Annotated in this window: 1 protein-coding gene and 1 pseudogene; both read right to left on the reverse strand. The window is 56.6% G+C overall.

All coding sequences use genetic code 11. The features are described from left to right. Positions 1 to 912, reverse strand: a pseudogene (locus VAE48_RS11885) (hypothetical protein); the annotation flags it as partial. Positions 913 to 965: 53 nt separating this feature from the next. Next, the gene (locus VAE48_RS11890) at positions 966 to 4,022 is read right to left on the reverse strand and encodes a hypothetical protein (RefSeq protein WP_322793543.1); all 3,057 of its coding nucleotides are present in this window, start codon (positions 4,020 to 4,022) and stop codon (positions 966 to 968) included. Positions 4,023 to 4,575 lie beyond the last annotated feature (553 nt).

Genomic DNA, 4,575 nt, shown 5'->3' on the forward strand with positions numbered 1-4,575 from the left:
GCTGAAAGAAAAGCGCAGGGTCGGCAGTTGAAAAACGGTGGGGATGCGCCCGCAGTCGGCTGTGGTGATGTCCTCATAGACCGCGCTGCGGCTCAGCGCCTGCCCGCTGCGGTCGGCGGCAACGAATTGATAGCCTATCCTTGCAGAAGGAAACGAGCCCGCCCCCTGAAGTCTGGCGATTTCGATTTTCAGGATATAAAGCCCATCCCCAAGGGCGGACATCGGCGTACCGGCATCCCAGCCGCTGTCTCCGCTGCCGTCCAATTCCCTGAAGCGGGTAAAGACCAGCATCCCCGCGACATTCTCGGCCGGCGCAACTTTGACCTGGAAGGTGATCTGATTTTCGCCGCAGCTTCCGTTGAAGACCTGCGCCGGGAAGGAAGAATTGGAGAACAGCCAGGTGATCATCGTGGCGGTGGAGGTGGGGGTGTCGGTAAAAGTTGGGGTGGCGGTCAGGGTGGGCGTGTCGGTGAAGGTTAGGGTGGGTGTGATGGTGGGGATAGGGGTAAAAGTCGGAAGCGGCGTTGAGGAAGGGGCGGCAACCATCACGTGCGCTTGGGCGTATTCGCTCCACCTACCATTTTTGCTCAAAGAGCGCACTTTCAAGGAATATTCACCCGGCGCCGGCGGCATCCAGGTGACGCGGAAGGTCACCAGGGAGTTGCCGGCTTGCGGGCTGACCGGAGCGGCCTGCACCTGATCGTTGACCATGAACTCGCCCTGCTGAACCCCTTCAGGGCTGCTGCCGTGAAATACGACTTCGTAAGGCGCAAGGGGCAGCTGGCTGCCGTCGCGCGGCGCATCCAGCCAGGTTTGCAAAACGCCGGTCGGCGGAGCAGCGGTCGGAGATAAATTGCAGGCTGCCGCCAGCCAGATCAGGCTGAGCAGGATGAAAGTGGAACGTTTTTTCATTTTTTCATGACTCCTGTGCATTTAGTCGTCTTCACGCATAAAAGCCCCGGCCGTCAGGGTCCGCAGACATCACTTGGTTCGGTTGCGAACCAGGTAGCCACCTCGTCGCTGCAAGGCACCAGTTGAGAGTCCGCCGTGGGGGCGGTCTGTCCGGGCAATCCGGGGGGCGTGCTCAGGCAGTACAGCTGTGCCGTGATCCAGATGCGTCCCGATTTGTAAAGGCAGTCCCAATCATTCGGCGGCAAGCCGCCGTACCAGCCGCCCACATCATCCAGAGTTAAGCCGTGTGCTTCCAGTTCGTTCAGGAGCGCGAGGATGTGCTGGGGAATCAGGTAATCGTAGGCGGGCCGCAGGTGCACCGGTATGGTCACCGATTGACCCGCTGCCAGCGCCGGCAGCGGAATACTCTCACTCTGGAAAGGCGAACCGCTGATCTCCCCTGAGATGGGCACTGCCAGAGAGAGATAGCCTGTTTGCGTGGTAGAAGAAGATGGAATCAATTCCTGATTGCCGATTTGAATTCCTTTGGGATTTTTGTAGTATCTATAGGAGTAGTACAGCGTTTCGCCGTCCAGGTTCGGATTGACCTCCTTCACCTTCAAGCGCACCACATAGGCCGGGCGATTTTCGTACTGATACAGGGGGGTATCCTTCAGAACGTTGGTCACCCGCATCGTCACCAGCGCCGGCTGTGTGATTCCTTCCGGCACGGCCTCGGTTTCCACACCCGGCGGTAAACACAGGGGAGATTTACCGTTCACCTTTGCCAGATCTGCGCTCACACAACCCGGCTGGCTCTGGCTCTTCTCAAACGTATCAAACACCTCATTGAGAGCGTCACGCATGGCGCTCTTGCACATCTCCGGACAGGGAATACCGGCCTCCGACGCTGCAAGATCAATCATGTAATCTATACCGGCGTTTTTCAACTCATCGAAGGTCGGCAGAGAAGGCGGAATGCCGGTAAAGTAGGTCATGCCGATTTCCAGACCGGTCATCAACCTGCTTTTACAGGTCTGGCCGCATTCAATCCCCAGCGCATTGATCACCTCTGCAACCACATCCACAATACTGGCTTTCAGTTCGTTGAACAATTCGGTGATCGAATTCCAAATTTCCTCCAGCGCACCGCCGATTGCTTCAATTCCCTCTTCCAGCCAGGATTTATCCTCCTCCTGGTAAGGCGCCGGGCAGACCGGCCAGTGATTGACCATTGCCGGATAAAGCTGATCGGTATAATTTTTCGCCATGGACGTCACCATGCTGTCGCTGACGGCAGAGGGAAACGCTTCCCGAAGCGAATTCCAGAGGGCATTGTAATCCAGGTTGCGGATATACACGCATCCCCACAATTTTGCATCCCCCCACTGGATGGGCGAAAAAGAGGTGATTTCCACCCGATAGGAATCGGGCAGATGGTCGAGAATCACCGGCTCAACGGTGGGTTCGCCGGGTTGGTAGCGGATGACCACCATATTCGACGGCCGGCCGGCGGGCTGGTTGCCGTTCATCGGGATGATGCGGGCATAAAGCGTGCCGGGTTCCTCGTTCCGCAAAAGGTTCCAAAGCGAGGAAACCCCAACCGGCAGGTGTTCAAAGTAGGGAGTGAAATTCTTAACACAGGTTGATGACGCCGGCGAATACTGTTCCAGATGGGCAAAATCCACCGTGAAACTTCCTCCCTTCTCACCCGGCACACAGCCGGAAGCCAGCAGACCCGGCGGACGGGGATGGAAGCTGCCCTCCAAGGGCTGGGAGGCAATCTGCCACAGCGCGTTGGTCGTGCCGGGAACGTTGCTCACCCAGGTAAATTCGCGAACCTGATCCGCACTGTTTGAGGCAATGCTGCCGTAATGCGAGCGGAAGGTGGAGGCAACATCGCCGGTACAGTTGCTGCCCAGGTTGCAAATTTTCAGGTCGGTAAAATTCAGGGCGATGTGCTGCCGGCCGAGCGCCAGCAGCGAGTCATTCTGCCAGCCCCAAATTTCCAAATCAAGCGTTTGCACCGGCTGCGGCGAGGAAACGACCAGCCCTTCCAGAAAATCTGACAAATCCAGCGCGCTTCCGACCGGACTCAAAAATTGATTGGGCGGGTTCGGATAGCGATTGTAAGGCTGCTGATTGACCGAGTAGTAGAAATAAGCCGCTTGAACTTCCTGCGCCAAAGTCAGGGTTTTGCCGTCAAAAGTCGAGCCTTCTGCCGCCAGACAATCGGCGTCCTGAAATTCGACCTGAATGGGATTGCTGGGCGCTTCTCCACCGCCGTTGAAGGCCGAAACATAGTACTGCAATGGGCCTTTTTGATTGGGAGCGGTGTATTCAAAAATTCCCGCACCCGGGCTGCTGCCCAATTCAGCCATGCGCTCAAACGCGGAACTGCCGGGTTCGGCGCGGTAAATGAAGAAACCGCTTTCATCTTCCGAATGGTCGGTAACATACAGTTTGACGCTACAGCCGTCAGCGCTGGCGCCTAATTCAGGAGCAGCCGCCAGCTTTGTGGGAGCAAAAAGGTTGCGTTCCATCCAGAGCGTAAAGCGGTTGGGGCTGTTCTCCGGCGCTGGCGATGCCGCTTGCGGCGGCAGAACCGCGGCAGCGCCCATCTCCGGCAGCTGCAAAGGCGTGCCGGGAATCAGCGCGGGATTACCCTTTTCGTCTGGTTGGGAAAAGTCAAGAATGTTGAAACCCACCGGCGGATCGGCATAAATGCGCACCAGATTGGAGAATACCACTTCCCCGCTCGCGGCTGCAGCCCGAACGAGCAAAGTATGGTCGCCGGATTTGCCCGGCATCCACTGCCACCGGGCGCCGGCCTGCACCTGACCGTTCTTCCAGGTTGGGCTCTTTGTACCGATCAGGCGGCCGTCCGCCCACAGTTCGATGGTCTTAATTTCGCTGGGGGAGATGACCAGCGCGCCAACCGGAAGGAACGCATCCGCCGGCCAACGGCTGTCCTCCAAGGGATGAAGGATCGTTACCATGGCAGGGCGTTCGTTCAAGGAAAGTTGCGTTGCGGCATCCGGCAGGCGGTAAATCAACCCGAGTACAGAAAAAGCGATAACCGCCAAACCCAGAAATAGTAAGCCAAAGAGGGAAAAGGACTTGTTCTTCATTCCCCACCTTCCACGTGGATTGACCCGTTTTAATGAACCCTGAACCGAAACCCATCGGCGCTTTTGAAATTTCCCCACTCCGCCAAAATCATAAGCCCGCAAAAGCGCGGATTGGAATGCTCAGGGAGATCGAATATGCTGAATGATTGACATAAAACTGACCGAAGAAAGAGTTTTTAGCGACCGCTCGCTGGATTGTATTGAATCATGATCGCGTCATGTTTAATCATAATCATATATTCCAGAATATAACAAGTCAATCATCGGAAGTGTTTTTCCTGAACAGTAGCTTTGAAAAGACCAGGAAAAGCAGCCTGACGTCCTGTTTTGAGCGGAAATCGCGCAAGGTTGGGTATAATCATTCCGTTTCCGCAGATTCACCTATGAGGTATCCCCCATGACCCAACCCCTTCCGCCTGACTGGGAAAACCCCCATCTGCAAGGCATCCACCGCCTGCCCATGCACGCCAGCGGATTTCCCTTTCCCGATGAAATTTCGGCACGCACCCGCCAGCCGCTGCGCAGCCCATGGGTGCGCTCGCTGGACGGTGAC

This window comes from Bellilinea sp. (assembly GCF_034432615.1).
Taxonomy (GTDB): Bacteria; Chloroflexota; Anaerolineae; order Anaerolineales; family Anaerolineaceae; genus Bellilinea.

What these genes read in the sequence shown, in the direction of transcription:
- VAE48_RS11890 (WP_322793543.1), bottom strand. Translation starts at nt 4,022, where the DNA reads ATGAAGAACAAGTCCTTTTCCCTCTTTGGCTTACTATTTCTGGGTTTG.